Below are 22,868 nucleotides of genomic sequence, written 5' to 3'. Positions count from 1 at the left end.
GTCAGGCCCCTGTCTTGCTCAGGACTGCGGGCGCTTCGGCCTCTTCGTGGAACTCCAGCTGGCGGCGCCGGTTGGGGATGAGGCCCTCGGGGCGGAAGCGCATCAGCAGCACGAGTGCGAGTCCGAAGGCGAGGAGCTGGTAGTCGCCGAGGAACTGGAGCTTGTTGGGAATGAGGAAGAGCAGTGCGGCGCCGATGAGCGGACCGGCGATGGTGCCCATGCCGCCGAGGACGACCGCGGCGAGCAGGAAGGCGGAGTTGGGCGGCGTGGTGCCGGCGAAGAGGTACTGCTCGGGGGTGACGGTGTAGGTGACGTGTGCCTGCACGGTGCCGGCGAGGCCGGCGAGGGTGGCGCCGACGGCGAAGGCGATGAGCTTGACGCGGAAGCCGTTGATGCCCATGGCGAGCGCGGCGGTCTCGTCCTCGCGGATGGCGACCCAGGCGCGGCCGATGCGGGAGTCGCCACTGCGCCGGAAGACGAGGACGACGACGGCCGTGATGATCAGCATCAGGAAGAAGTAGTTGGCGAACCGGCCGATGGTGAAGCCGGCGATGTCGTGCTGGATGCCGAGGTCGAAGCCGAGGATCTTGAGGTCGGGGATCGACGAGACGCCGTTGGAGCCGTTGGTGAGGTCCGGGCCCGACGTGCCGTCGGTGTTGTTGGCCGCGATGCGGAAGATCTCTCCGAAGCCCAGGGTGACGATGGCGAGGTAGTCGCCGCGCAGCCGCAGGGTCGGGGCGCCGATGAGGACGCCGAACACCAGGGAGGCGGCGGCGCCGACGAGCACCGCTGCCCAGAAGGGGAAGTGGACGCCGAAGGGCGAGCTGGGCGAGCCGGAGACCAGGGCCGCGGCGTAGGCGCCGACGCCGAGGAAGGCGACGTAGCCGAGGTCGAGCAGGCCGGCGAGGCCGACGACGATGTTCAGGCCGAGGGCGACCGTGGCGAAGATGAGGATGTAGACGCCGAGGGTGGCGTACTGGTCGTCGGTCTGTGTGAAGGGGAAGCAGGCCGCCGCGACGAAGGCGCCGCAGACGGTGATGTTCTGGTGCCGGGCGGTGATCTGCGTGATGTGGCCGATCAGTCCGGACTTGTTGAGGGCGGCGAAACCGAAGCCGGCCGTGATCAGGAAGCCGACGAACAGTTCGTCGTACTCGGTGCCGATGCCGTAGGTGAAGACGAGCAGGGCGACGGCGAGGACGGCGACGATGATCAGGAGCTCGGCGTAGGAGGGCAGCGGGCGCAGGGGGCGCGGGGTGCCGGAGGCGAAGGCGGCCCTGACGATCTGCCAGTTGTGGGCGCTGGTGTGCTTGAACTGCTCCCAGCCGGTGTCGTCGGGGTCGACCGGGTCCGGTTCCGGACGCTCGAACGGCAGGGCGAGCGAGCCGAGCAGGGCGATCAGGGTGGCGGCCGCCACGACGTAGCCGCCGGGCTCCAGGTTCACCACGCCGCCGAGCTGGGTGCTGATCGCGACGACCGTGTACCAGGCGGTGGCGAAGGTGGCGAGCGCGGCGACCTTGACGGCCGCGTCGGCGCCGGCGGGTGCGAGCCAGCCCAGTCCCCTGACGCCGTACGAGGCGAGGCCGAGGAGGGCGGTGAGGGCGCCGCCGATCAGCACCAGGACCTGCAGGCCGCCCGGGTAGCCGTAGACGGTGAGGTCGCCGGGGAACTCGGCGGTCCAGGTCCAGGCGAGGAAGGTGGACAGGACGGTGAGGACGCCGCCGCCGGTGGCGAGGGCTCGTCCGATGTGCGCGGGTATGCCGATGAGGCCGGTGGGGGCACCCGTGGTGGGGGTGTCCGGGGTCTTCGGAGCGGTGGTCTGTGTGGTCATCGGTGTCACGCCCTGTCCGCAACGCGTTCGCCGAGCAGGCCCTGTGGCCTGAACAGCAGCACGAGGATGAGGAGGATGAACGCCCAGACGTCGGCCCAGGACTGGCTGCCGAACTTGTCCAGGCCGGGGATGTCGGCGATGTAGGCGGTGGCCAGGGTTTCGGCGACGCCGAGGACGACGCCGCCGATCATGGCGCCGTAGATGTTGCCGATGCCGCCCAGCACCGCCGCGGTGAAGGCCTTCAGGCCGAGGATGAAGCCCATCTTGAAGTCGATCTGGCCGTACTTGAGGCCGTTGGCGACGGCGCCGACGGCGGCGAAGACGGCACCGAGGGCGAAGGCGACCACGATGATGCGGTCGGTGTTGATGCCCATGAGCTTGGCCGTGTCCGGGTCCTGGGCGGTCGCCTGCATGCCGCGTCCGGTGCGGGTGCGCATCACGAAGAAGGCGAGGATGGCCATGCTGACCGGTGCGGCGACGAGGAGGAAGATGTCGCCGGTCTGGATGGTGGCGCTGCCGATGTGGAAGGGCCCGCCCTCGATCTGGGGGAAGGGGAGCTTCGACTTGGCGTTCGGGTACAGCGCCCACACGGCCTGCTGGAGGGCGAGGGAGAGGCCGATGGCGGTGATGAGCGGCGCGAGGCGGGGGGCGCCGCGCAGCGGGCGGTAGGCGAACCGTTCCGCCCCGATGGCGACGGCGACGGAGACGATCACGGCACCGAGCAGCATCAGAGGCAGGGCGACCCACATGGTGGTGCCGTCGGGCAGGATGTACAGGTGGACCGTGAGCGCGCCGAAGGCGCCGACCATGAAGATCTCACCGTGGGCGAAGTTGATGAGCTGGACAATGCCGTAGACCATTGTGTAGCCGATGGCGATCAGCCCGTACATGGATCCCAGTAGCAGGCCGTTGACCAGCTGCTGCGGCAGTTCGTTCACCGCATGTCCTCCGAGACTTTCGGATGTTCGACGGATGTGGCCCGGATGCGAGTCCGCGCGGGGCGCCTGTGGAACAGCGCCCCGCGCGGCTCGTGGGCAGTGGTGTGGTGCGGGTGGGTCAGCCGGTGTAGGTGCCGGACTTCACGGCCTTCCACGCACCGTTCTCGACGGCGTACACGGTGAGCTGCTTGTTGGTGGCGTCACCGAACTCGTCGAAGGAGACCTTGCCGGTCACACCGTCGAAGGAGACGTTCTGCATGGCGTCCACGACCTTGGCGCGGGCGTCGTCGGGGAGCTTTCCGCCGTTGTCCTCGACGACCTTCTTGACGGCCTCGATGATCGCCCAGGCGGAGTCGTAGGAGTAGCCGCCGTACGCCTCGAAGGCCTCCTTGTAACCCTCGGCCTTGTAGTTGGCGACGAACTCCTTGGCGGAGGGGAGTTCCTCGACCGGCGCGCCGACGGAGGTGGCGAGGTCGCCGGTGCCGCTGGCGCCGGCGAGCTTGATGAAGTCGGCGCTGTAGATGCCGTCGCCGCCGACGACCGGAATCTTGGCGCCCGCTTCCTTGATCTGCTTGCTGAGCGGGCCGGCCTGCGGGTATTCGCCGCCGTAGTAGACGACGTCGGCGCCGGAGTTCTTGACCTTGGTGGCGACCGCGTTGAAGTCCTTGGTGTCCGGGTTGATGTGCTCGGTGCCGACCACCTGGCCGCCGAGCTTCTTGAACTCCTCGGTGAAGGTGCCGGCGAGGCCGGCGCCGTAGGTCTTCTTGTCGTCGATGACGAAGACCTTCTTCTTCTTGGAGTCGTTGTAGACGTACTGCGCGGCGAACGGGCCCTGGACGGCGTCCGTGGTCGCGGTGCGGAAGTACGACTTGTAGGCCCGGACCTTCTTGGTCTGCCAGTCCACGCCCTGGGTGAGGGACGGGTTGGTGTTGGCCGGGGAGACCTCGACCAGCTTGGCCGTGTCGAACACCTTCTGCATCGACTCGCCGACGGAGGAGTTCAGCGGGCCGACGACGCCGAGGACGTCCTTGTCGGCGACGAGCTTGGTGGCGTTCTGCTGGCCGACGGAGGGCTGGCCCTGGTCGTCGAGGGCCTCGACCTTGAAGGTGACGCCGTCGACGGTCTTCTGCTTGTTGGCGGTCTTCGCCGCGAGGTCCACCGAGTTCTTGATGCCGAGGCCGAGCGCGGACAGGTCGCCGGTCAGCGGGGCGTCGACACCGATGACGACGGTGGTGCCGCCACCGCTGCCGCCGTTCCCGGAGTCGGAGCCGCCGTCGTCGTCGCGCGAGCCGCAGGCGGTGAGGGTGAGCGCTCCCGCCGCCAGAGCGGCGGTGATGGCGATGAGCGAACGTTGACGCACGATCAGTCCTTTCCCTGGCGCAGCCGTTTCCCCGTGGAGACGGCCGAGTCGAGCGCTGGGCCGAAGTGACAATCCGACGGCGCGGTGACTGGCCGTGACTCTAAGCGTGTGTGGGGAACGTGGAGGAGGGTCTGACTCATGCTGTGACGCTCTTGTTATGACACGCGGTAATGCAGAGCGGTACTGGCTGGGAAGAAGGGCGGAATTCAGGCCGGTTTGCTCTGTCCGCATGCTGAGAACCCGCAGGACCGACGGGGCTCGTTCAGGCGTGTAAGTCGTTTTGGTGATTACCGGGAAACGTTGCCGCAGGCGACCTGCAGCGCCTGCGAGAGGTGCCCCGCATAGCGCGTTCCGAGGATGAAACTGTGCTCCTCCATTGCGCGCGTATTACGCAGCGTTACATCCAGGAAAGGGAGTCCGGGGTTCCGTGGTGCTTTTTCGCATTCCGTCACCCGCAGAGTGACGATGATCTTGAGGGCGGAATGCGACTTTGTCCGGAAAGGTGCCGCGGGGGTCGAGGTCGCCGAGAGTCCGGCGTAGGGCTGGGTCACCCGCGTCACCGTGACGGGTGGTCCGGACCGCACGCTGAGCAGCACCGCGAAGCTGAAGTCGCCGGCCGGGGCGTCGCCGGGACCGGCCACCGGGTCCAGGTAGACAAGGTCGACGGCCTGGGAGGGGTAGGGCGGCAAAGGTGCCGGGGGCGGCGGCTGCTCCCACGGCCGGCCGGCGTACAGATAGCCGCCGACCGCCAGGACGGCGAGGGCCGCGACCGTCGCGCGGACCGCCCGGCGGTGGCGTGCGTGGAGGCGGCCCAGGCGTGCGCGCGGCCGGCCTGGGCGACGGCGGGCGCGCGGCGTGGTCTCCCGCACGTGCGTGCCCTCGCCCGGCTCGACGGGACCGGTGCCGCTCACCGCCACGGCCCCCCGTCCGCGTCCCGGCCGGGTGGGCGTCCGGCGCACCGGGCCCGCGTCCGGCGGTCGATCAACTCCTTCGCGGCGAGGGCGCCCTGCGTGCGCAGGACGGGCCGCGCGGCGGCCACGACCTCCCGCAGGATGTCGTACTGCCGGTTCGACAGCCCCATCGACTGGTAGTCGCCGTAGGTGCCGCCGTCCAGCACCTCGCGCGACCAGTGGGCGACGACGCGCACGCACAACACGGCATCGGACACGGGCGACGGCGGCGGGACGGCGGTGGCCGGACGCGCCCCGCCGGTACCGGAGCCGCCGCCGCACGCGGTCGTCAGTACGGCCGTCAGCAGTGCCAGGGGGACCGCACGCCGGATCCTGCCCCCGGCGGCCGCCGGCCTGGGGACTCTGCCCCGTTCCATGCCCCGACGCTAAGGCGCCGGAGCGAGGGGGACAACGGGGACGACGGCAGTCCGGTCCGCCGCGCCCGCCCGGGCGCCCTCGCCGGAGTCAACGTCGCGCAGCAGGCAGGTCAGACGGGCGGTGCACACCCGCCGCTCCTGCTCGTCGCTGATCACGATCTCGTACGTCGCCGTCGTCCGGCCCCGGTGCACGGGCGTGGCCACACCGGTGACCAGTCCGGAGCGGACCCCGCGGTGGTGGGTGCAGTTCAGGTCGACGCCGACGGCGATCTTGGAGCTGCCGCCGTGCAGCATCGAGCCCACCGACCCCAGCGTCTCGGCCAGCACCGCCGAGGCGCCGCCGTGCAGCAGCCCGTACGGCTGGGTGTTGCCCTCCACCGGCATGGTGCCGACGACCCGCTCGGGCGCCGCCTCCAGGACCTGGACGCCCATCCGCGCCCCCAGGTGCCCCGCGGAGAACAGCGCGGGAAGGTCGACGCCCATGGCGGCGTACTCGTCGATGATCTCCTGCGGGAACCGCACCTGCTGCTGCTCACCCATGGGGCCTTGCTCCGTTCGTCGCGATCCGTCGGTCCGATGCGCCTGTCGGCTCGGCTGAGCGAACGCTCAGTCGGTCGCCGATTGTTCCAGACGGACGACGACCGACTTGCTGGCCGGGGTGTTGCTGGTGTCCGCCGTGGCGTCCAGCGGCACCAGGACGTTGGTCTCCGGGTAGTAGGCGGCGGCGCAGCCACGGGCCGTCGGGTAGTGCACGACACGGAAATCGGGTGCCCGGCGCTCCACGCCGTCCGACCACTCGCCGACCAGGTCGACGTAGGAGCCGTCCGCGACGTTCAGCCTCTCGGCGTCCTCCGGGTTGACGAGCACCACCCGGCGGCCGTTCCTGATGCCGCGGTAGCGGTCGTCCAGGCCGTAGATCGTGGTGTTGTACTGGTCGTGCGAGCGCAGCGTCTGCAGCAGCAGCCGGCCCTCGGGCAGCTCGGGGTACTCGACGGGCGCGGCGGTGAAGTTGGCCTTCCCGGTGGCCGTCGGGAAGCGGCGCTCGTCGCGCGGGGCGTGGGGGAGGGCGAAGCCGCCCGGGGCCGCCACGCGCGCGTTGAAGTCCTCGAAGCCGGGGATCACCCGCCCGATGCGGTCGCGGATCGCCGCGTAGTCCTTCTCGAACTCCTCCCACGGCACCCTGCTGTCCTCCCCGAGCACCCGGCGCGCCAGCCGGCACACGATGGCCGGCTCGGACAGCAGGTGGCGGCTCGCGGGCTCGAGCCGTCCCCGAGAGGCGTGCACCATGCCCATCGAGTCCTCGACGGTGACGAACTGCTCGCCGCCGGCCTGGAGATCGCGCTCGGTGCGCCCCAGCGTCGGCAGGATCAGGGCCCGCGCGCCCGTGACGGCGTGCGAGCGGTTCAGCTTCGTCGACACGTGCACGGTGAGGCGGGCGCGGCGCATCGCCGCCTCGGTCACCTCGGTGTCGGGGGACGCGGAGACGAAGTTGCCGCCCATGGCGAAGAAGACCTTCGCCTCGCCGTCGCGCAGCGCGCGGATGGCCCGCACGACGTCGTAGCCGTGCTCGCGGGGCGGGGCGAAGCCGAACTCCTTCTCCAGGGCGTCCAGGAACGCGGGCGCCGGACGTTCGAAGATGCCCATCGTGCGGTCGCCCTGCACGTTGGAGTGGCCGCGCACCGGGCAGACGCCGGCGCCCGGCCGGCCGATGTTGCCGCGCAGCAGGAGGAAGTTGACGACCTCGCGGATGGTGGGCACCGAGTGCTTGTGCTGGGTCAGACCCATCGCCCAGCACACGATGGTGCGCTCCGAGGCGAGGACCAGGCGCAGCGCCTCCTCGATCTCCGCGCGGGTCAGCCCGGTCGCCGCGAGCGTCTCCGCCCAGTCGGCGGCCCGCGCGGCCTCGGCGAACTCCTCGAAGCCGTGCGTGTGTTCGGCGACGAACGCCTCGTCGACCGCGCCCCCGGTCTCGAGGATCAGCTTGTTCAGGAGCCGGAACAGCGCCTGGTCGCCGCCGAGGCGGATCTGGAGGAACAGGTCGGTCAGCGCGGCCCCGGTGGTGAGCCCCTTCGGCGTCTGCGGGTTCTTGAAGCGCTCCAGGCCCGCCTCGGGCAGCGGATTGACGCTGATGATCCTCGCGCCGTTCGCCTTGGCCTTCTCCAGGGCGGTGAGCATGCGCGGGTGGTTGGTGCCCGGGTTCTGGCCGGCCACGATGATCAGGTCGGCCTTGTGGAGGTCCTCCAGCAGCACGCTGCCCTTGCCGACCCCGATGGTCTCGGACAGGGCCGAGCCGGACGACTCGTGGCACATGTTGGAGCAGTCCGGCAGGTTGTTGGTGCCCAGCTCGCGCGCGAAGAGCTGGTAGAGGAACGCCGCCTCGTTGCTGGTGCGCCCCGAGGTGTAGAAGACCGCCTCGTCGGGCGAGTCCAGGGCGGCGATCTCCTCGGCGACGATGCCGAAGGCGCGCTCCCAGGTGACCGGCTCGTAGTGCCCGCCGCCCTCCGGGAGGTACACGGGATGGGTGAGCCGCCCCTGCTGGCCCAGCCAGTAGCCGCTGCGGGTCGCCAGGTCGGCCACGGAGTGCGCGGCGAAGAACTCCGGGGTGACCCGGCGCAGGGTCGCCTCCTCGGCCACGGCCTTCGCGCCGTTCTCGCAGAACTCGGCCCTGTGCCGGTGGTCCGGCTCCGGCCAGGCGCAGCCCGGGCAGTCGAAGCCGTCCTTCTGGTTGACGCTCAGCAGCGTCAGCGCGGTCCGCCGCACTCCCATCTGCCGCTGCGCGATGCGCAGGGTGTGGCCGATGGCCGGAATGCCCGCCGCCGCATGCTGGGGCCCGGTGACCTGCGGCGCGTCCTGAACCGGATCACCCTTGGGCGGCTTCGTGGCCATCGCGCGCTCCTTCGCCTGCACGTGTGAGGTACGTCTCCGATCCTCGCATGGGCCGCCGACACCGAGGGAGGCCGGGCGGGAACGGGTGGAGGAGCGACGGCTGCGGTGGCCGCGGCTCCTCCACCGCCGCCGCGGTGCGTACGAGGGGTCCCGGCAACCGCGCGGCCGGCCGCGCCGGACGTCGGCGCGCGCCCGGCACCGGCGAAGCGCGGAGCGGGCTGTCAGTGGCACGTGGCAGGATCGTGAACGTGGCAGACACAGCATCGAAGAAGACCGAGACCCCCACCGGCGGCAGCCGCCCGCGCCTGATGCTCATGGACGGGCACTCGCTGGCGTACCGCGCGTTCTTCGCGCTGCCCGCGGAGAACTTCACGACCGCGACGGGCCAGCCGACCAACGCGATCTACGGTTTCGCGTCGATGCTGGCCAACACGCTGCGTGACGAGGCACCCACGCACTTCGCGGTGGCGTTCGACGTCTCCCGCAAGACCTGGCGCTCCGAGGAGTTCACGGAGTACAAGGCGAACCGCTCCAAGACGCCGGACGAGTTCAAGGGCCAGGTCCAGCTGATCGGCGAGCTGCTCGACGCGATGCACGTGACCCGCTTCGCCGTCGAGGGCTTCGAGGCGGACGACGTGATCGCCACGCTCGCCACCCAGGCCGAGGCCGAGGGCTTCGAGGTGCTGATCGTCACCGGCGACCGGGACTCGTTCCAGCTGGTCAGCGAGCACACCACGGTGCTGTATCCGACCAAGGGCGTCTCCGAGCTCACCCGGTTCACCCCGGAGAAGGTCGTCGAGAAGTACGGACTGACGCCCGCCCAGTACCCCGACTTCGCGGCCCTGCGCGGCGACCCGTCGGACAACCTGCCGGGCATCCCGGGCGTCGGCGAGAAGACGGCCGCGAAGTGGATCAACCAGTTCGGGTCCTTCGCGGAACTGGTCGAGCGCGTCGACGAGGTCAAGGGCAAGGCCGGGCAGAATCTGCGCGACCACCTGGAGTCCGTGAAGCTCAACCGCCGGCTCACCGAGCTGGAGCGGCGGGTCGAACTGCCCGGCACGGTCACCGACCTGGAGCGCCCGGCGTACGACCGCAAGGGCGTCGCGATGCTGCTTGACACCCTGGAGATCCGCAACCCCTCGCTGCGCGAGCGGCTCTTCGCCGTCGACCCCGGTGCCGAGGAGGCCGAGGCGACGCCGGTCGTCACGGACGGCGTGGAGCTGGACGGCACGGTGCTGGGCACCGGTGAGCTGGCCGGCTGGCTCGGCGAGCACGGCACGCGGCCCCTCGGCGTCGCGACGGTGGGCACCTGGGCGCTGGGCACCGGCTCGGTCGCCGAGGTCGCGCTGGCCGCGTCCGACGGGAAGGCCGCCTGGTTCGACCCGTCCCAGCTGGACGAGGCCGACGAGACGGCGTTCGCCGCCTGGCTGTCCGACCCGGACCGGCCGAAGGTCCTGCACAACGCCAAGGGCGCGATGCGCGTCCTCGCCGAGCACGGCTGGAGCGTCGCCGGCGTCGGCATGGACACCGCGCTCGCCGCCTACCTGGTCAAGCCCGGCCGCCGCTCCTTCGACCTGGACGCGCTCTCCCTGGAGTACCTGCACCGCGAGCTGGCCCCGGCCGCGGCGGCCGACGGACAGCTGGCCTTCGGCGCGGACGACGCCGCCGAGGCCGAGGCGCTCATGGTGCAGGCCCGCGCGATCCTCGACCTGGGCGAGGCCTTCGAGGGCCGCCTGGCGGAGGTCGGCGCCGCGGACCTGCTGCGCGACATGGAACTGCCCACGTCCGCCCTGCTGGCCCGCATGGAGCGGCACGGCATCGCGGCCGACCGCGACCACCTGCGGGCCATGGAGCAGATGTTCGCGGGCGCGGTCCAGCAGGCCGTGAAGGAGGCCCACGAGGCGGCCGGACGCGAGTTCAACCTGGGCTCGCCCAAGCAGCTCCAGGAAGTCCTCTTCGGCGAGCTGAACCTGCCCAAGACGAAGAAGACCAAGACCGGCTACACCACGGACGCCGACGCGCTGGCGTGGCTCGCGACGCAGACGGACAACGAACTGCCGGTGATCATGCTCCGCCACCGCGAGCAGGCCAAGCTGCGCGTCACCGTCGAGGGCCTGATCAAGACGATCGCCGCGGACGGCCGCATCCACACCACGTTCAACCAGACGGTCGCCGCGACCGGGCGTCTGTCCTCGACCGACCCGAACCTGCAGAACATCCCGGTCCGCACCGACGAGGGCCGGGCGATCCGCCGCGGCTTCGTCGTCGGCGAGGGCTTCGAGTCCCTGATGACGGCGGACTACAGCCAGATCGAACTGCGCGTGATGGCCCACCTGTCCGAGGACGCGGGTCTGATCGAGGCGTTCACCTCCGGCGAGGACCTGCACACCACCGCCGCCGCGCAGGTGTTCTCCGTCGAGCGGTCCGCGGTGGACGCGGAGATGCGCCGCAAGATCAAGGCGATGTCCTACGGCCTGGCGTACGGGCTGTCGGCCTTCGGTCTCTCCCAGCAGCTGAACATCGAGGCGGCCGAGGCCCGGGGCCTGATGGACGCCTACTTCGAGCGGTTCGGCGGTGTCCGCGACTATCTGCGCCGGGTCGTCGACGAGGCCCGGGCCACCGGCTACACGGCGACGGTCTTCGGCCGCCGCCGCTACCTGCCCGACCTCAACAGCGACAACCGCCAGCGCCGCGAGGCGGCCGAGCGGATGGCCCTGAACGCCCCGATCCAGGGCACGGCGGCCGACATCGTCAAGATCGCCATGCTCAACGTGGACCGGGCGCTGCGCGAGGCCGGCCTCGCGTCCCGCATGCTGCTCCAGGTCCACGACGAAATCGTCCTGGAGATCGCCCCCGGCGAGCGGGCCGCGGCGGAGGAACTGGTCCGCCGCGAGATGGCGAACGCCGTGGACCTCAGGGTTCCCCTGGGCGTCTCGGTCGGCTCGGGCGCGGACTGGGAATCGGCGGCGCACTAGCCGCCGACGCCGCGGGAGCCGGGAGCAGGACGGACACCTGCCCCGGCTCCCGCGCGTCCAGCCCCCAAGGCCCGGCTTCGGCGGCGGCGCCGTGCCGCAGGGCCGCGGATCCGGCGGTTCACCGCGTTCCCCCGCCACGAGCCCGGCCCCGCGGGCCTCCCGTCGCCCCCGTCCGCCGCCTCCGGAGGACCCGTCACTCAGGTGGCCCCCGCGGGAAAGCCCCCGCCCCCTTCCTCCCCCCAGGATGCGGGCATGGGTATACGCATGCTCCACCACCGGACGACACCGGCTCGGGCAAGCACGGACCGACCCGCCCGCGTGCCACTCCCGACGGTCCCGGACTTCGCGCCGGGCGCGAGCACCGGCCGCGTCCCGGCCACGCTCATGACGGCCCTGCGCCGTACCGGGGAGGGCCTCCGCCGCCGAGTGACCCGCCGGGGCCGCGCCGCCGCGGCGCCACGCGAGGTCCCCGCCCGGCGCCTCTGGGCCGACCTGGCCCGCGGCTACCTGACGCTCGCCCTCACCCTGCTGCCCCGGTCGCGCCCCGCGCGCACTCCCACCGCGTTCGTCGCGCCCGCCGACCCCCTCAGCGCGCCACCCGGCGGGCCGGCTCCGCACCGACGCCTCCCGGGGCGGCGGGGACCGGGACCGGACGCCACACCCTGATCCCCACGGCACACAGCAGCAGACCCGGGACCAGCCCCGCGCCCGCCCCGAAGCACACCGTCGGGACGACCTCCCAGGGCTTCGCCCCGGACGCCCCGTGCTCCCACCACCGGGCCGTCCGCTGCACCACCCCGGCCAGCGCACAGCCGCCGAGCACCGCCCCGGCCCACCACCGGTCCCGTGCCGACAGCGCGGGGACGCCCAGCGGCTCGGCCGGAGGCCGCCGGCGCAGCGCCCGCGCCACGAACACGACGATCACCACCGCCGCCACCGCGGAACCGCCGTACTGCAGGTACCAGTACAGCGGCGAGCCCGCGATCTCCCGTCCCAGCACGGGCAGCACCCGCATCCCCCACCGGTCGAGATGCGTGAACGCGTCCCACACCACGTGCGTCAGCGCACCCAGCGCCGCCGACACGTACCACCGCACCACCAGGGACGGCCGCACGCGCGCCCGTGGCGCCCCGCAGCGCAGCAGGGCGGCGAGACGCCCCTGCCGGGCCCGCGGCAGCAGCGCCACCACCGGCTCGCGCATCAGCAGCCACAGCCCCACCAGCGCCCAGGCGATGAGCACGTCGACCGAGAAGACCCCGGCGAAGGAGTGCGTCACGTCCCCGAACTCCATCGCTCCGGACACCAGACTCGCCGCGTAGTAGGTCATGTCGGGCGAGAACGAACCCGCGACCAGCACGGCCGGCACCAGGCGGCCCCGCCCGGAACCGTCGCCGCGCACGGCGGGCAGCACGGCCGCCGCATGACTGAGGGTGAAAGGCAACCCGGCTCCTCATATGGCCAACTGGTGAATATCGGGCACGAACGGGTGCCCACGCAAAGCAAGTTGTCGTAGGGTCGCCTGCGGCGCCGTACTGGTCGAACAGACGACCCTCGCGCTCGGAAAGTTGCGGCGCAACCTCCGGCTCGGGCCGCTCGTCCCCACGGGGACGGTACGGCGCGAGCACCACAGCCGAAGACGGACGGACGACGGAGACGGACGCGCGGGCGTCCACGGGAGGGGTCACTCTATGGCGGCGCAGTTCGACAGGAGACTCCGCAAGGCGGCGGTCACCACCACCGTCGCGGCGGTCGCGGTCGCGGCCCTCTCCGCGTCCCAGGCTCCCGACGTGACGGCGGACGGCAACGGCAGACGGACCACCGCCGACGGCACGCCGTCACCCTCCGCGGCCTCCGACGACAGCGCCACCGGCAACTCGCCCTACTACACGGACCTGCCGCCGCTCAACACCCCGAGCCCCGCGCCCACCGTCGGCACCCCCGTGTCCCGGGGCCCCGCCGAAGCGGGCATCCCCGCGACCGTCCTCGACGCGTACAAGAAGGCCGAGTCGGAGCTGCGCCGGGCCAAGCCCGGCTGCAACCTGCCGTGGCAACTCCTCGCCGCCATCGGCAAGGTGGAGTCCGGTCAGGCCCGCGGCGGCCGGGTCGACGCGAACGGCACCACCACCGGCCGCATCATCGGCCCGCAGCTCGACGGCAACGGCTTCGCGCTCATCAAGGACACCGACAACGGCGTCTACGACGGCAACAGCAGCTACGACAACGCCGTCGGCCCCATGCAGTTCATCCCGTCCACCTGGGCGTGGGCGGGCCGCGACGGCAACGGTGACGGCCTGAAGGACCCCAACAACGTCTACGACGCCGCCCTCGCCGCCGGCCACTACCTGTGCCGCAACGGCTGGGACCTGGCCGTCCAGGCCGACCTCAACCGCGCGATCCTCAGCTACAACAACTCGCAGGACTACCTGAACACGGTCCTGTCCTGGCTGGAGTACTACCGCAAGGGCACCCACGAGGTCCCGGACGGCTCCGGCGCGCTGCCGGTCGGCCGCAGCGACGACGGCGCCGTGACCGGGCCGAGCCCGTCGCCCGGTCTCACCGGCACCCCCGGCCTGCCCACCGTGCCCGTGACCCCGGGCACGTCGACGCCGTCCCCGGGCGGCTCCGGCGGCTCCGGCGGCTCCACCGGTCCGGCCGTCCCCGCCGAGCCCTCGCCGCCCGGCACCGGTTCACCGGACCCCACCCCCTCGATCCCGCCGACGACGACACCCACCCCCACCGACACGGTGCACCACCTGGAGAACGCCGGCACCTCCGGCCTCACCGCCACCGCGGGCGACACGTTCGCAGGGAGGATCAGCACCCGGGCCGAGACCAGGAGCGGGGAGGCCGTCGCCAAGGTCCGCATCCGCTTCACGATCGTCGGGGACACGGACGCCACCTTCGCCGGCGGCGAGAACGTCGCCACCGTCGTCACCGGCAGCGCCGGCGTGGCCGCGGCACCCGCACTCAGGGCGGGCGAGAAGACCGGCGCGTTCACCGTCCGCGCCACCGTCGTCGGCCGTACCGTCGCCGGCCTCGACTACCGGGCCACCGTCACCGAGCGCGTCGCCGACGCCCTCGCCCGCACCGGCGCCGCGGCGCTCACCTGCACCGTGGGCGGCGAGTTCGCGGACCGCGTCGAGGTGAAGGCGACGTACAAGGGCGCCGTCGCGGACAAGGTCGCCGTCACCGCCACGCTCGTCACGTCGGCGGCCGACCCGGCCGTGAACGACAAGGGCCCCTACTTCAAGGACGCGGACGGCAAGGCCGTCCGCGCCCTGAGCGGCCTGACGACCGACGCCCAGGGCCTGCTGACGCTGCCGAAGCTGTACGCGGACGACACCGAGGGCACGTTCGTGCTGCGCCTCACCACCGCGGGCGGCGCCACCCTCGACGTCCCGCTGAAGGTGGCGAAGGCAGAGGCCGAGCCGTCGCCGGACCCGTCCACCGGGGCTTCCCCCGACGCCTCGCCGAGCCCCTCCGCGGACCCGTCGGGCGACCCGTCGGCCGAACCCACCGCGTAGGCACCCGCCGGACCGGCACCGAGGGCGCCCCCTCCGCCGCGGCGGAGGGGGCGCCCTCGGGCCGTCCGCCGCGTGACGGCGGGAGCCGTCAGGTCCCGGACGCGGACTCCCGTCCGAGCCGCGCCTTCGTGTGCCGTGTCGCCTGCGCCGTGGCCGGGTCCTCGGGCCACGGATGCTTCGGGTACCGGCCGCGCAGCTCCGCCCGTACGCCCTTGTAGCCGTCCTTCCAGAAGGAGGCCAGGTCGGCCGTGACCGCCGCCGGCCGGCCGGCGGGGGAGAGGAGGTGGACGAGGAGCGGCACCCCGGCGATCTCCGGCGACCGCTCCAGACCGAACATCTCCTGCAGCTTCACCGCGAGAACGGGCTGCCCGGGATCGCTGTAGTCGACCCGGATCCCGGACCCGCTGGGCACGGTGATCCGCTCCGGCGCGAGCTCGTCCAGCCGCGCCGCCTCGCCCGACGCCCAGGGCAGCAGCCGCGTCAGCGCCTGCCCGGCGTCGACACGGGCCAGGTCGGCCCGCCGCCGGGCCCGTCCGAGCTCAGGCTCCAGCCACTCGTCCACGCGCGCGTGCAGCGCGTCGTCCGAGACGTCCGGCCACGGCTCGCCCAGCCGCTGCCGCAGGAACGCGAGCCGCTGCCGCAGCACCCGCGCGTCGGCGGACCAGCGCAGCAGCCCGAACCCCTCCCGCCGCAGCCCCTCCAGCAGCGCGTCCCGGACGAGGCCGGGGGCGGCGTCGGCCGGCGGGCCCACCGACAGCTCGACGGCCCCGAGCCGTTCGACCCGCCGCGCCACCACGTCACCGCCGGCCCAGTGGACTTCGTCCCGCTCCGTCAGCAGGGCGCCCGCCGCCAGCCGGGCCGTCGCCTCGTCCACGACCGCGCCGAGCCGCACCCGCGCGTGACCCCTGCCCACCGGCCGGTCGGCCGCGGCGACGGCGATCCACGGCGCCCCGCGCAGCCCGGACCCCTCCGGCAGCTCCGCCCGCGTCCCGGACGCCATCAGATACGAACCACCGTCCTTCCTGGCCACCCGCTCGGGATACGCCAGCGCGGCCACGAGCCCGACGATCCCGTCCTCCCCCGACCCGTCCGCCGCGCCCGAGGACACGTCACCCGCGGCGCCCCCCGCCGCACCGGCGGGTACCTCGTCGGGCAGTGCCGCGGCGGCCCGCAGGCGCCGCACCTCCGTCCGCCACCGGGCCCCGTAGGCGTCGCCCCCGCGCCGGGCCGCCCGCAGCACGGACGCCAGGTCGTCGCCGTACTCCCGCGGCGGCTCCTCGCCGAGCAGCGCGACCACCTCCGCCACCGTGCCCGAGGCGCCCGCGTCGAGCAGCGCCCGCCCCAGGCGGGGATGCACCCCCAGCCGCGACAGCCGTACGCCTCGCTCCGTGGCCCGGCCGGCCGCGTCCACCGCGCCCACGGCCGTCAGCACCGACCGCGCCGCCGCCATCGCGCCGCCCGGCGGCCGGTCCAGCAGCGCCAGCCCGGACGCCTCCGGATCGCCCCAGCACGCCGCCTGGAGGGCGAACGCCGTCAGGTCGGCCACCTTGATCTCCGGATTCGGGAAGCCGGGCAGCCGGGCGTCCTCCGCCTCCGCCCAGCAGCGGTACACCGTGCCCGGCGCCTCACGCCCCGCCCGCCCGGCCCGCTGCCGTCCCGCCGCCCGCGATGCCCGCACCGTCGTCAGCGCGCTCAGCCCGCGCCCGTGGTCGACCCGCGGCTCCCGGGCCAGCCCCGCGTCCACCACCACCCGCACCCCGGGCACCGTCAGCGACGACTCCGCCACCGACGTCGCCAGCACCACCCGGCGCCGCGCCCCGGGGGACAGCACCGCGTCCTGCACGGCGGCCGGCGCCCGCCCGTGCACCTGGAGCACCTCCACGTCCCCGAGCGCGGACAACTGCCCCGCGACCCGGGCGATCTCGCCGACGCCCGGCAGGAAGCACAGCACGTCCCCGTCCCGTTCGGCCAGCGCGCGCCGCACCACCGACGCCACGTGCGTGAGCAGGGCCGGGTCGACCCGCATCCCGTGCGGCGGCCGGACCGGCCGGGCGGGCGGCGCCCACACCGTCTCCACCGGGTACGCCACGCCCCGCGCCTCGACGACCGGCGCCCGGCCCAGGAGCCGGGCCCAGCCCTCCGCGTCGGTCGTCGCCGACGCGGCCACCAGCCGCAGCTCGGGCCGCAGCGCCTGCCGCACGTCCCACAGGAACGCCGCCGTCGTGTCCGCGTCCAGGTGCCGTTCGTGGCACTCGTCGAGCACGACCGCGTCGACACCGGTCAGCTCCTGGTCCCGCTGGAGCCGCTGCAGGAGCACGCCGGTCGTGACGACCTCCACGCGCGTGTGCCGCCCGGCCAGCCGCTCGCCGCGCACGGTGTACCCCACGCTGCCGCCGGGCTTCTCGCCCAGCAGCCACGCCATCCGCCGGGCCGCGGCCCGCGCCGCGATCCGCCGGGGCTCGGCCACGACCACGCGCCGCGCGGGCCCCTCGCCGAGCAGGCCCGCCAGCGCGAGCGGCACCAGCGTCGTCTTGCCGGTGCCGGGCGGCGCGACCAGCACCGCGGTGCCGTGGCCCTCCAGGGCGTCGTGCAGAGCGGGCAGGGCACCGCGCACGGGCAGCGCGTCCAGGGCGTCGTAACGGATCACGTCCCCAGTGTCGTACGCCGGCGGAAGCGCCCTCCACGCGCGCGTGGAGGGCGGAGGCCGGTCAGTCGCGCTCGCACACGAAGATCGCCGTCCCGGGGATCAGATGGCCGCGCAGCGGGGACCAGCCGCCCCACTCCGAGGTGTTCCAGTCCGGCCACTCCGGCTCCACCAGGTCCACCAGCCGGAACCCCGACGCCACGACGTCCCGGACGCGGTCGCCCACCGTCCTGTGGTGCTCGACGTACACCGCCCGGCCTTCGTCGTCCTGCTCGACGTACGGCGTGCGGTCGAAGTAGGAGGCGGACACCGACAGCCCCTCGGGGCCCGGCTCGTCCGGGAAGGCCCAGCGCAGCGGGTGCGTGACGGAGAAGACGAAGCGCCCCCCGGGCCGCAGCACCCGGCGCACCTCCCGCAGCACCAGCCGGGGGTCGGCGACGAAGGGCAGCGCCCCGTAGGCCGAGCACGCCAGGTCGAAGGAGCCGTCCGCGAAGGGCAGCACGGCCGCGTCCGCCTGTACCAGCGGGAAGCCGGCGCCGATGCGCAGCGCGTGCTGGAGCTGGCGGTGGGAGAGGTCCAGGGCCACCGGACGCGCGCCCTGGCCGGCCAGCCAGCGCGCGCACTGGGCGGCGCCGGCGCCGATCTCCAGGACGTCCTTGCCCTTCAGCTCCTCCGTCGGGCCGAGCAGCTCGGCCTCGACCTCGTCCAGGCCCTCGGGGCACCACACGAAGCGGTCGTCGCCGAGGAAGGTGCCGTGCTCGACCTGGTACTCGTCCGCGTTCCGGTCCCACCAGCCGCGGTTGGCGCGGGCACTCTCCGTGACACCGGCGGCGCGCCGGGTGGCCTCGGATTCCGTCTCTCCGGCTTCGGACGTTACGGGCTCTTGGATGACCGGCTCCCTCGTACTAGTCTGCGGCTCTTCCGGCCAGGCTGTCCGGGGCCTCGGGCACGGGACTCGACGGGTTCCGCGCGGCCTCCGGAGACGGCTTCTGCGCCGGGTATGCGGCGATCCGCCCCGGGTGGGCGGCTTCGCGCATTGACCATGCCCGGCCGCCCCCGTATGCTACAAGTTGCGCTGCGGGCCTGCGCACCTCAGACGTAGCAGGTCGCGCTCGCATCTGTTGTATGTCCCCTCGGTTCTCGAGGCGTCGCCACTGTTTTTCGGTGACGCTTACTTGGCTGTCCGGCTTCTGCAGAGCGAAACGGGCTCCCGGCGTAAGCAGTACCTACGACTTCAATGTCCGTACCGGAGCCCTTTCCCACATGACGAGCAGCACCGAGACCACCGCCACCACCCCGCAGGTTGCGGTCAACGACATCGGTAACGAGGAAGCCTTCCTCGCCGCGATCGACGAGACGATCAAGTACTTCAACGACGGCGACATCGTCGACGGCGTCATCGTGAAGGTCGACCGGGACGAGGTCCTGCTCGACATCGGTTACAAGACCGAAGGTGTCATCCCGAGCCGCGAGCTCTCGATCAAGCACGACGTCGACCCCAACGAGGTCGTCGCCGTCGGTGACGAGATCGAGGCCCTTGTTCTCCAGAAGGAGGACAAGGAAGGCCGCCTGATCCTCTCGAAGAAGCGCGCCCAGTACGAGCGTGCCTGGGGCACCATCGAGAAGATCAAGGAAGAGGACGGCATCGTTACCGGTACCGTCATCGAGGTCGTCAAGGGTGGTCTCATCCTCGACATCGGCCTCCGTGGCTTCCTCCCGGCCTCCCTGGTCGAGATGCGCCGCGTCCGCGACCTCCAGCCCTACGTGGGCAAGGAGCTCGAGGCGAAGATCATCGAGCTGGACAAGAACCGCAACAACGTGGTCCTGTCCCGCCGTGCCTGGCTGGAGCAGACCCAGTCCGAGGTGCGCCAGACGTTCCTCACCACCCTCCAGAAGGGTCAGGTCCGTTCCGGCGTCGTCTCCTCGATCGTCAACTTCGGTGCCTTCGTGGACCTGGGTGGCGTCGACGGCCTGGTCCACGTCTCCGAGCTCTCCTGGAAGCACATCGACCACCCGTCCGAGGTTGTCGAGGTCGGCCAGGAAGTCACCGTCGAGGTCCTCGACGTCGACATGGACCGCGAGCGTGTCTCCCTGTCGCTGAAGGCGACCCAGGAAGACCCGTGGCAGCAGTTCGCCCGCACCCACCAGATCGGCCAGGTCGTGCCCGGCAAGGTCACGAAGCTGGTTCCGTTCGGTGCGTTCGTCCGCGTGGACGAGGGCATCGAGGGTCTGGTCCACATCTCCGAGCTGGCCGAGCGCCACGTGGAGATCCCGGAGCAGGTCGTCCAGGTCAACGACGAGATCTTCGTCAAGGTCATCGACATCGACCTCGAGCGTCGCCGCATCAGCCTCTCGCTGAAGCAGGCCAACGAGGCCTTCGGTGCCGACCCGTCGGCGGTCGAGTTCGACCCGACCCTGTACGGCATGGCCGCGTCCTACGACGACCAGGGCAACTACATCTACCCCGAGGGCTTCGACCCCGAGACCAACGACTGGCTCGAGGGCTACGAGACCCAGCGCGAGGCCTGGGAGACCCAGTACGCCGAGGCGCAGCAGCGCTTCGAGCAGCACCAGGCGCAGGTCATCAAGTCCCGCGAGGCGGACGAGAAGGCCGCCGCCGAGGGTGGCGACACCGCGGGTGCGGCTCCGGCCGCGTCCGGTGGCGGTTCGTACTCCTCCGAGGGTGGCGACAACTCCGGCGCCCTGGCGTCGGACGAGGCGCTGGCCGCGCTGCGCGAGAAGCTGGCCGGCGGCCAGAGCTGAACACCGTGAACGCCGGCCGCTGAGGCCCGGTCGTTGACACCGAGGGGCCGTACCTTTCGAGGTGCGGCCCCTTCGCGTTGCCCGGCCGCCGTGAAGATCACCGCCTCCCGTTCCGGGAATGCCCGCCCCCGCACCGGCGTTATGACCCACGGACACCAGGAGGGGAGCGGTCACTGTGCTTGATCCGCAAGATTTGTACGCGTGGGAGCCGAAGGGCCTGGCCGTGGTCGACATGGCACTCGCCCAGGAGTCGGCCGGGCTGGTCATGCTCTACCACTTCGACGGATACATCGACGCCGGCGAGACCGGCGACCAGATCGTCGACCAGGTGCTCGACTCGCTGCCCCACCAGGTCGTCGCCCGCTTCGACCACGACCGGCTCGTGGACTACCGGGCCCGCCGCCCGCTGCTGACCTTCAAGCGCGACACCTGGACCGACTACGAGGAACCCACCCTCGAGGTGCGTCTCGTCCAGGACGCCACCGGAGCGCCCTTCCTGCTGCTGTCGGGCCCCGAACCGGACGTCGAGTGGGAGCGGTTCGCCGCCGCCGTGCGGCAGATCGTCGAGCGGCTCGGTGTCCGCCTCTCGGTCAACTTCCACGGCATCCCCATGGGCGTCCCGCACACCCGTCCCGTCGGGATCACCCCGCACGGCAACCGCACCGACCTCGTCCCGGGCCACCGCAGCCCCTTCGAGGAGGCGCAGGTCCCCGGCAGCGCCGAGGCGCTCGTCGAGTACCGGCTCATTCAGGCCGGTCACGACGCCCTGGGCGTCGCCGCGCACGTGCCGCACTACATCGCCCGGTCCGCCTACCCGGACGCCGCGCTGACCGTCCTGGAGGCCATCACGGCGGCGACCGGACTGGTCCTGCCCGGCGTCGCGCACGCCCTGCGCACGGAGGCCCACCGGACCCAGACCGAGATCGACCGGCAGATCCAGGAGGGTGACGAGGAGCTGACCGCGCTCGTCCAGGGCCTGGAGCACCAGTACGACGCCGCCGCGGGCGCCCAGACCCGGGGCAACATGCTCGCCGAGCCGGTCGAGATCCCGTCGGCCGACGAGATCGGTCTCGAGTTCGAACGCTTCCTGGCGGAGCGGGAGGGCGACGGCTGACGTCCCGCGGCGCCCCGTACGAGGTGCCGTCACCGGCAGGCCCTAAGCTTCCGCTCATGCTGAGTGTGGGCCTGACCGGCGGGATCGGCGCCGGCAAGAGCGAGGTGTCCCGGCTGCTGGTCGAGTGCGGGGCGGTACTGATCGACGCTGACCGCATCGCCCGCGAGGTCGTCGCGCCGGGGACCCCGGGGCTCGCGGCGGTCGTGGAGGCGTTCGGCGCGGAGGTGCTCGCCGGTGACGGCAGCCTGGACCGGCCCCGGCTGGGCGCGATCGTGTTCGCCGACCCGGAGAAGCTGACCGCGCTCAACGCGATCGTGCATCCCCTGGTCGGTGCCCGCTCCCGCGAACTCGAGAGGTCCGCGGCCGAGGACGCCGTCGTCGTCCACGACGTCCCGCTGCTCACCGAGAACGGTCTGGCGCCGCTGTACGACGTCGTGGTCGTCGTCGACGCCGACCCGGCCACCCAGCTGGACCGGCTGGTGCGGCTGCGCGGCATGACCGAGCAGGACGCACGCGCCCGCATGGCCGCCCAGGCGACCCGGGAACAGCGCCGGGAGATCGCCGACGTCGTCATCGACAACGACGTGCCGCTGGAGCGGTTGCGGCACCGCGTGGCGGAGGTGTGGGCGGAGCTGACCCGTAGGGCCCACGCGGCGCAGCCCCCGGCGAGTGCGCCGCCGCCCCGGCCGGCGCAGGAATAGCGGCCCCCGCGGGAGCGTTGAGCCCTTCCAGCGAGGGAAGGACTCTGCCGTGCCCGAGACCAGCGGTTCGACCGGACGGACTCCGGAGACGGACGTCATCGACTTCCGCGCCGCCGAGCAACTGCTCGCCGCGCGGGACCCGCGGGGCGCGGTGAAGCTCCTCGACGGAGTCATCGCCACGCACCCGGAGAACACCGCGGCACGGCTGCTGCGTGCCCGCGCCTTCTTCGCGGCGGCGCAGCTCAGACCGGCCGAGCTGGAGTTCACCATCGTCCTGGAACGCGAGCCGGACAACGCCTTCGCGCACTTCGCGCTGGCCCGCACCTTCGAGCGTCGGGGCTGCCCGGACCAGGCCAGACGCCACTTCCGGCTGGCCGCGGCCCTCGACCCGAACCCGGAGTACCTGCAACAGGCGCGGTTCGACTCCTGATCCCGACGGGACGGCCGGTGCGGGTCACGGGCTCCCGGGTGCCCCGGGCCCACCGGGGGGCGGCCCCCGGGGACCGTCCCGCGTGCGGTGCTCCGGTGGCCGGTACGGCGGGACGTCCGGGCCGGGCTGGTAGTGCGGGCCCTGGCGGATGTGCCGCATGATCACGGCCAGGTCGACCATGATGATCAGCCACAGGACCCCGAAGGCCACGGCCCAGCCGGGCCGCCCGGTGAGCGCGAAGACGGCCGTCCCGAAGATCGACCAGACCACCCCCCACAGGCTCAGCCAGAACCGCGCCCGCAGGGCACTGCGCGCGGTTGTCGGTTCACTTCCCGTACGCATGGGGATGACCACTCCTGTCAAAAACGTACTCCCGGA

The 22,868-nt window shown here is 72.5% G+C and carries 17 protein-coding genes; 6 read left to right on the top strand and 11 right to left on the bottom strand.

What is annotated here, in order from left to right; all coding sequences use genetic code 11:
* Position 1 precedes the first annotated feature (1 nt).
* The 7 genes from AC0VYN_RS26755 to AC0VYN_RS26725 form a co-directional block, all read right to left on the bottom strand.
* Entirely contained in the window at positions 2 to 1,828 is a 1,827-nt protein-coding gene (locus AC0VYN_RS26755) for a branched-chain amino acid ABC transporter permease (RefSeq protein ID WP_475533023.1), read from the bottom strand.
* Positions 1,829 to 1,833: 5 nt separating this feature from the next.
* On the bottom strand, positions 1,834 to 2,766 hold the full coding sequence (locus AC0VYN_RS26750; protein ID WP_385462106.1) for a branched-chain amino acid ABC transporter permease: 933 nt from the start codon (positions 2,764 to 2,766) through the stop codon (positions 1,834 to 1,836).
* 118 nt (positions 2,767 to 2,884) lie between these two features.
* Positions 2,885 to 4,126, bottom strand: a complete 1,242-nt coding sequence (locus tag AC0VYN_RS26745; protein ID WP_475533022.1) for a branched-chain amino acid ABC transporter substrate-binding protein — start codon at positions 4,124 to 4,126, stop codon at positions 2,885 to 2,887.
* A 287-nt stretch (positions 4,127 to 4,413) separates the two neighbouring features.
* The gene (locus tag AC0VYN_RS26740; RefSeq protein ID WP_475533021.1) at positions 4,414 to 5,037 is read right to left on the bottom strand and encodes a Tat pathway signal sequence domain protein; all 624 of its coding nucleotides are present in this window, start codon (positions 5,035 to 5,037) and stop codon (positions 4,414 to 4,416) included.
* A complete protein-coding gene (locus AC0VYN_RS26735; protein WP_475533020.1) occupies positions 5,034 to 5,453 on the bottom strand; it encodes a hypothetical protein in 420 nt (139 codons plus the stop codon). Before AC0VYN_RS26735 ends, AC0VYN_RS26740 begins: the two co-directional genes overlap by 4 nt.
* A 9-nt stretch (positions 5,454 to 5,462) precedes the next feature.
* Positions 5,463 to 5,993, bottom strand: a complete 531-nt coding sequence (locus AC0VYN_RS26730; RefSeq protein ID WP_475533019.1) for a hotdog fold thioesterase — start codon at positions 5,991 to 5,993, stop codon at positions 5,463 to 5,465.
* A 66-nt stretch (positions 5,994 to 6,059) separates the two neighbouring features.
* Positions 6,060 to 8,339 (bottom strand): FdhF/YdeP family oxidoreductase, encoded by a 2,280-nt coding sequence (locus AC0VYN_RS26725; RefSeq protein ID WP_475533018.1) that lies wholly within the window; start codon positions 8,337 to 8,339, stop codon positions 6,060 to 6,062.
* A 248-nt stretch (positions 8,340 to 8,587) separates the two neighbouring features.
* On the opposite strand from AC0VYN_RS26725, the gene polA reads away from it, so the two are divergent.
* A complete protein-coding gene (gene polA, locus AC0VYN_RS26720; RefSeq protein WP_475533017.1) occupies positions 8,588 to 11,314 on the top strand; it encodes a DNA polymerase I in 2,727 nt (908 codons plus the stop codon).
* Positions 11,315 to 11,900: 586 nt separating this feature from the next.
* Here polA and AC0VYN_RS26715 read toward each other — a convergent pair.
* A complete protein-coding gene (locus tag AC0VYN_RS26715; protein WP_475533016.1) occupies positions 11,901 to 12,755 on the bottom strand; it encodes a DUF4184 family protein in 855 nt (284 codons plus the stop codon).
* Between the two features lie 247 nt (positions 12,756 to 13,002).
* Here AC0VYN_RS26715 and AC0VYN_RS26710 point away from each other — a divergent pair, with 247 nt between their 5' ends.
* Entirely contained in the window at positions 13,003 to 14,838 is a 1,836-nt protein-coding gene (locus AC0VYN_RS26710) for a lytic transglycosylase domain-containing protein (protein ID WP_475533015.1), read from the top strand.
* Between the two features lie 88 nt (positions 14,839 to 14,926).
* On the opposite strand, the gene hrpB is transcribed toward AC0VYN_RS26710, so the two are convergent.
* The gene (gene hrpB, locus AC0VYN_RS26705; RefSeq protein WP_475533014.1) at positions 14,927 to 17,485 is read right to left on the bottom strand and encodes an ATP-dependent helicase HrpB; all 2,559 of its coding nucleotides are present in this window, start codon (positions 17,483 to 17,485) and stop codon (positions 14,927 to 14,929) included.
* A gap of 61 nt (positions 17,486 to 17,546) precedes the next feature.
* Positions 17,547 to 18,371: a class I SAM-dependent methyltransferase gene (locus tag AC0VYN_RS26700; protein ID WP_475536997.1), complete on the bottom strand. Its 825-nt coding sequence runs from the start codon at positions 18,369 to 18,371 to the stop codon at positions 17,547 to 17,549.
* Between the two features lie 374 nt (positions 18,372 to 18,745).
* On the opposite strand from AC0VYN_RS26700, the gene rpsA reads away from it, so the two are divergent.
* The 4 genes from rpsA to AC0VYN_RS26680 all read left to right on the top strand — a co-directional run bounded on the left by rpsA (position 18,746) and on the right by AC0VYN_RS26680 (position 22,490).
* On the top strand, positions 18,746 to 20,245 hold the full coding sequence (gene rpsA / locus AC0VYN_RS26695; RefSeq protein ID WP_225634200.1) for a 30S ribosomal protein S1: 1,500 nt from the start codon (positions 18,746 to 18,748) through the stop codon (positions 20,243 to 20,245).
* A 175-nt stretch (positions 20,246 to 20,420) separates the two neighbouring features.
* Complete coding sequence (locus AC0VYN_RS26690) at positions 20,421 to 21,359, top strand: PAC2 family protein (RefSeq protein WP_475533013.1); 939 nt, start codon at positions 20,421 to 20,423, stop codon at positions 21,357 to 21,359.
* 56 nt (positions 21,360 to 21,415) lie between these two features.
* Positions 21,416 to 22,060 carry a dephospho-CoA kinase gene (coaE, locus tag AC0VYN_RS26685; RefSeq protein WP_475533012.1) on the top strand — a complete coding sequence of 215 codons (645 nt, stop codon included), beginning with the start codon at positions 21,416 to 21,418 and terminating at the stop codon, positions 22,058 to 22,060.
* A gap of 49 nt (positions 22,061 to 22,109) precedes the next feature.
* Complete coding sequence (locus AC0VYN_RS26680) at positions 22,110 to 22,490, top strand: tetratricopeptide repeat protein (protein WP_385463929.1); 381 nt, start codon at positions 22,110 to 22,112, stop codon at positions 22,488 to 22,490.
* 24 nt (positions 22,491 to 22,514) lie between these two features.
* On the opposite strand, the gene AC0VYN_RS26675 is transcribed toward AC0VYN_RS26680, so the two are convergent.
* On the bottom strand, positions 22,515 to 22,832 hold the full coding sequence (locus tag AC0VYN_RS26675; RefSeq protein WP_475533011.1) for a DUF6343 family protein: 318 nt from the start codon (positions 22,830 to 22,832) through the stop codon (positions 22,515 to 22,517).
* Positions 22,833 to 22,868 lie beyond the last annotated feature (36 nt).

It is taken from the genome of Streptomyces sp. 63XJN7_1_ISO-PGPR-S23-121 (genome assembly GCF_056173025.1).
The sequence above is the reverse complement of the archived record's forward strand: the minus strand, read 5'-3'. Positions and strand labels throughout refer to the sequence as shown.